Source organism: Enterobacteriaceae endosymbiont of Donacia thalassina, assembly GCF_012568245.1.
In the GTDB taxonomy this organism is placed as follows: domain Bacteria; phylum Pseudomonadota; class Gammaproteobacteria; order Enterobacterales; family Enterobacteriaceae.
On the sequence record NZ_CP046189.1, the window covers coordinates 1 to 5,482 of the forward strand.

Genomic DNA, 5,482 nt, shown 5'->3' on the forward strand with positions numbered 1-5,482 from the left:
ATGGGAAAAAATAATTTTTTAATTTCTAATATTTTTATTAAAATATTAGAAATATTAACAACTGTTTTTTTGATATATTTTTTTTTAACTAATAACGTATTTAAATTAGAAGCATCGAATAAAAAAACTAAACAATTAACATTTAAAATTTATATTTTAGAAAAAATAAAAAGAGAATATTTTTTTTTTCTTTTAAAAGAAAGAAAATTTCATGAAAATATTTTTGATAAAAAACACATTAAAAATATATTAGAAAAAAAAATTTCTTCTATTAAAAAAGAAAACAAAATGGATTTAAGTAAAAATGAAGTTATTTGGAATAACATTAAAAAAAATGCTGATAGCAGTAACTATTTAAATAAATATAATCCGCATTTTTTTATTTCAAAAAAAAAACAAAATATAAATGATAAAAATAATTTATTTTATTATTACTTATTAACGAAAAAAAAATTTTTAAACAATGTTTCTAACAAAGAAACATTTATAGAAAATTTTAAATTAAATGTACTTAATAATATTAATAATGAAATAAATAACAGGATACAAAAATATATTTATAAAATACTTAATAAATTTAAAATAAATGGAAAAACTTCCATAAAAATAAATTTAGATGAAAATTTAAATTTTAATAATTCTGAAATCAGTTTTCTTTTACCATTAATTGAAAATGAAAATTATATTTTTTTTATACAAAATAATATACATAAAACCAATAATAGAACTCAAAATAATTTGGGTTTTGGTTTAAGAAAAATGTTTTTTGATAACAATTATTTATTAGGAATAAATAATTTTCTGGATTATGATATTTCTTTAGAAAACACAAGATTAGGTTTAGGTGTTGAATTCTGGAAAGAATTTTTTAAATTAAGTATTAATATGTATTATGGTTTAAGTAGATGGCAACATACAAATATTCTAAAAAAAAAAACTAATTTTAATGATATAAATGATGATGAATTTTTTTCAAAACCAGCTACAGGATATGATTTTAGAATTAAAGGATATCTACCTAAAATACCAGAATTAATATTAAATTTTTATTATTCAAAATATTTAGGTAATATAGCTTTTAAAAAAAAAAATAATAGTGAAAATTATGAAAAAATTTTTTCACCCTCTATTTTTTCTTTCTCTATTAATTATAACCCAATACCTTTTTTAACTTTTACTATACAAAATTTTCAAACTTTATTAGGAAAAAATAATATCCAATTCGGGGTTAATATTAATTGGAAATTAAATTCTTCATTATATGATCAAACACATACAAAAATTTCTAATATTTTTTCCTCTACTTATGATCATAGATATGATTTTGTTAATAGAAATAATAATATTTTATTAGAATATAGAAAAAAATTTTTAATAAAATTATTTACGAAAAAAAATATTATTGGTTTTCCTAAAAAGGAATATTTTTTAGGACTAAAAATTAGTGCAGTTAATGAAATAAAAAATATATTTTTTAATGCTAATAATAATTTTTTAAAAAATGGGGGGTCAGTTAAGTTATATAATAATGATTATATTGTAATTATTCCTAGTTATGATTTTAGTAATGATAATAATAACATTTATACATTAAAAATTACTGCCTCTGATACATTAGGTAATAAAGATATTTCATATATTAAAATAAAAGTTTTACACCCCTTAATAAATAAGAATTTTTCTACTTTAAATATTTTTCCAACAAAAATATTAGTTAATTCTGAAAAAGCAAAAATAACTTTTGAAGCTAGAGATAAAAATAATGAATTATTAACAGATATGAAAAACATTAATTTTATAGTAGAAAAAGGGAATTTAGCTGATAAACATAATATTCATGTAGGACCTATAACTGAGTATCCAAAAGGTACTTATTCTGCTTTAATCTCTAGTTCATCTGTTGGGGAAGTTTTATTTAGAGTAAGTATTAATAATATAGTTAATAAAAATCTTAGCAGCAAAATTTATTTTATCCCTCCCTCTGTAGATAATATGGTATTAAAAATAGATCCTAATATTCTCATTACAAAAGTTAGTAAACCAATTAAATTTTTGATAACAGTTTATGATAAATATGGTAAAAGATTTAAATTTTCTAATATACAAATAAAAAAAATTTTTGCTATGGATAGGCAGGGAGATTTTAGAAAAGATAGTGGCAAAATACATATTGAAGATATTACTAATCAAAAATCTTATGATGGTGATAATTTTTTATTAACAACAGATATAAATGGTGAATTAAAACTTGAAATAACTGATCCCCACGGTATCGGGGTTCGTACCACATTTGAAATTAGTGCAAATAATTATATTACTAAAAAAATAAATTTAATTTTTACAGTACCTACAAGCCCTAATACCCCACGTGCTAGAATGTACGGGCACATGACTGAATTTTTATTTGTTAATGGGATAAAATTTAAAAGGCCTATTTTAAGTGCAGAACGTTTAGGAGATCAAGTTAATCATTATTTAAATGAAGATTGGTCAAAATTTAATTGGTATAATGCAGTTTCATATTGTGAATCACAGGGATCTAGGTTACCAACAAAAGATGAATTATTGAATTTTTATCATGAACATTCAGGTGATGATTTACTTAGTAATTATGGGTGGCCTATAGTTGAAAGATTTAATTTTATATGGACTTCTACTCCTATAATAAATATGTATTTTAGAGATCCATTACATTTTCATATTAATTTTTTAAATGGAGATATAGATAAAGGAATTACTGGGAATATTTTTTCATTTTTATGTGTAGAGTAGAATAAAGGTAATACTCTTTTATATATGTTTAAAACATAAGAATAATTTATTCTTTAAAATTAATATTTTTCTAAAACTAGAAAATTAGTTTTATTATTTTTTTTATTTGATATTTGATTTTTTAAAATATACAAATTATAAAAATTAGCAGATATTTTATTACCTATTGCAACTAATTTTTTAGATGGATTATTTTTAATTAACTTCATTGCTTTTGAAGAACTAGAACAATATTCTACCCCCCAATTGGGATATTTTTTAATAAAATTACTACATTGTTTTAATGGTTCTGAATGACTAAAAATTTTTTCTATTTTATTTAGAACTATATTTTTTTTACAAGCAACTAAACAATGTTGTATGGGTAATGTAAAATTTTTTTTTATAAATAAAAAATCATTTTTTTTTAATAATTTTAATACTTCTTTTATCAAACCTGTACAATTATTATAAATTGGTACTATAGCTAAATTAATAATTTCATTTTTGATATAAAAAAAAATTTCAGTAAAATTTATACAGCTTATATTAATAAGAATTTTTTTAAAAAAATTCTTATTAATATAAGCTAATGTAGCTAAATGAGAATAACTTCCTATAGGTCCTAAAAAAGCAATACTTTTATGATATTTATTAATTATATTTTGTTGTAAATGATTTTTTTTTATAAAATCATTTATATTACAATTAATAATAATATTTTTTTTGATTGTTTTTAACATTTTTTATAAAAATAAATAATTAATAATCTCATTATAAGATAAAATCTATAAAAAATAAACATTATTTTTTTATAATATAAACAACATCATTTTGATTTATCCAACATTTCCATCCAGTTACTAGAGAAACTTCATATAAAGATTTTTTTAAAATTTGTCTAAATTTCCATAATATGAGAGTATTACTACCACATAACTTTTTTAAAGTTATTACCCTATAAGGTAGGGGGGTATTATGAGAACAATAAAAACAATGAATCCATTGAGATAATGGTTTTCCTTTTAGTTTTCTCCTCTCTTTTAAAGAAATAGCTGTCCACATAGAATTTATGAAAAAAGAAATTATATTTTTATTTAATAAAATTATATTTTTTTTTGTTTTATCATTTCTATACCATTCATGTAATAAATGACCTATGTAAAAACAATCTTTATAATTTATTTCGATACTACAAATAGATAATCTAATTAAAGATGATTTTAGCCATTCATAATCTTTTTTACCTGTTTTTCTATCTATTGATTTTAAAAAAGAATAAGTAGAAAAAATAACTTTGTTGTCTAAAGGAGCTTTAGTAAACAAATATACACATTCCAACCAAACATCTAAATCTGATTGATCTAAATTTTCACCTGTAAATCGTATAAAAAACCCATTTAATGATGTTTTTAAAACATTTTTTTCGTATTTTCTATTTCCCTTTTTTACTATCCCAAAAAGAGAACTACGTAATATAATATTTGGTACAGCTCTTTTATTTTTTGAAATTTTAGGAAAATATTTTTTTATATTGAATTTTTTATTTTCTATATATTGAACAGATTTAAACAAATCAGTCTTTTTTTTTTTTAAAATATGACTTTTTTTAATTAATAGATTAATCCTATCATAAATAAATTTTTTACGCATTTAAGTTAAAATAAAATTTATATACAAAAAAAAAGAAAAAACTTATAATTTTTGACATAATTTTCCCTCAGATAAAAATATTTTAAATCATTTTATTTTTTCTTATTATTATTTATAATAATTACCAATTAGGCAACACACATATTAAGCATAATAATTAAAATTTAAAAATCAGTATCTGAAAAAAAACAGATGTATGTGTTTGGTTTGGTGTTGTGTTAAACCTTATCTATTTTATTTTTTTACATACACTAGAACTCTTCTCTTTTCTTTCCTGATCTAATCTAATATTTTTAAACAAAATATAATAAATTTACCTATTTTTTTCCCATGTCTTCTATCCCATCCCCATATTCATACCTATGTATCTATCAAATACATATACACACATAATTTATTTTTCTCTAACCTCATTATTACCACCCTACTTATATTTTTTATTTTTCGTTTTACACCACTAACTTTTTTTATATAACTCTTTCCTTATTTAATTTATACATATAGAAAAAACAACAAACAAAAACAAAAAAATTATATAAATAATATGATATGTAAATTGAACAATTATAAAACACTTAATATTCTACAATAATAAAAACCTATTTCTTATTTTATATATTTTTTCTTAAATGTCAACTTTTTTTTTATAAAAAAAATATATAAGTTTTTAATCAAATATATAACACACAAGATAGCAAGTAGCAAAAGACGGGATAGCAAGTAGCAAAAGACGGGATAGCAAGTAGCAAAAGACGGGATAGCAAGTAGCAAAGACGGGATAGCAAGTAGCAAAGACAGTAGCAAAGACGGGATAGCAAGTAGCAAAGACGGGATAGCAAGTAGCAAAAGACGGGATAGCAAGTAGCAAAAGACGGGATAGCAAGTAGCAAAGTGTATATATTATATATTTTAGAATATATATATATTTTATAATCTTTTATAATCTTTTATAATAAAAAAAAATATTTTTTATTTAAAACTTGTAAAATAAAAAAAAATATATATAATATAACTTATATGAATATTTATTTTGAAACACTTAATAAATCGACTAAATTTTTTTTATTGGTTATAAAAA

Annotated in this window: 3 protein-coding genes; 1 reads left to right on the forward strand and 2 read right to left on the reverse strand. The window is 20.0% G+C overall.

Annotation, left to right across the window (positions count from 1 at the left end):
- Window positions 1–2,772, forward strand: a complete 2,772-nt coding sequence (locus GJU02_RS02260; RefSeq protein ID WP_211080500.1) for an inverse autotransporter beta domain-containing protein — start codon at window positions 1–3, stop codon at window positions 2,770–2,772.
- A 59-nt stretch (window positions 2,773–2,831) separates the two neighbouring features.
- Here the strand turns inward: GJU02_RS02260 and GJU02_RS02245 are convergent, their stop codons facing one another.
- The gene (locus tag GJU02_RS02245) at window positions 2,832–3,494 is read right to left on the reverse strand and encodes a prephenate dehydratase domain-containing protein (RefSeq protein ID WP_168919473.1); all 663 of its coding nucleotides are present in this window, start codon (window positions 3,492–3,494) and stop codon (window positions 2,832–2,834) included.
- A gap of 61 nt (window positions 3,495–3,555) precedes the next feature.
- Complete coding sequence (gene trfA, locus GJU02_RS02250) at window positions 3,556–4,404, reverse strand: plasmid replication initiator TrfA (RefSeq protein ID WP_168919474.1); 849 nt, start codon at window positions 4,402–4,404, stop codon at window positions 3,556–3,558.
- Window positions 4,405–5,482: the final 1,078 nt, after the last annotated feature.

Bases quoted from the DNA above. Each gene is read 5' to 3' on its own strand.
- GJU02_RS02260 (WP_211080500.1), top strand. From the start codon at position 1: ATGGGAAAAAATAATTTTTTAATTTCTAATATTTTTATTAAAATATTA.
- GJU02_RS02245 (WP_168919473.1), bottom strand. From the start codon at position 3,494: ATGTTAAAAACAATCAAAAAAAATATTATTATTAATTGTAATATAAAT.
- trfA (WP_168919474.1), bottom strand. From the start codon at position 4,404: ATGCGTAAAAAATTTATTTATGATAGGATTAATCTATTAATTAAAAAA.